Annotated in this window: 1 protein-coding gene; it reads right to left on the reverse strand. The window is 43.6% G+C overall.

From position 1 onward, the window contains the following. The coding region (locus tag FQ015_RS08530; RefSeq protein WP_160523958.1) for an ISAs1 family transposase at positions 1 to 312 on the reverse strand (312 nt) is incomplete at both ends.

Here is a 312-nt window from a genome sequence, read left to right on the forward strand (position 1 = left end):
TCTGCAATATCTTTCTGGCAACCCATCGCATCAGTTGTGATGATTTTTCCTTTAATATCCAGCATGTTAAGAAGTTCTGGGATAGCTGTAATCTCATTGGATTTCTCATCCGTCTTGATCTGTCCGATGACCAGACTGTGCATTGTTGAGAACGCACTAATGACATGAATCGCTCCCCTGCGGCGACTCTTGTCATAAGAGTGCCGGAGCGTTTTTCCATCAATTGCAATGACGCCTTTATCATCTGAAGAATGGCAGTCACGCATCCAGTTAATAAAGCACTCGTGAAATTTTGCAGGACTGATACAGGAT

The sequence above is a fragment of the Escherichia sp. HH26CH genome (assembly GCF_009820205.1).
In the GTDB taxonomy this organism is placed as follows: Bacteria; Pseudomonadota; Gammaproteobacteria; order Enterobacterales; family Enterobacteriaceae; genus Escherichia; species Escherichia coli_F.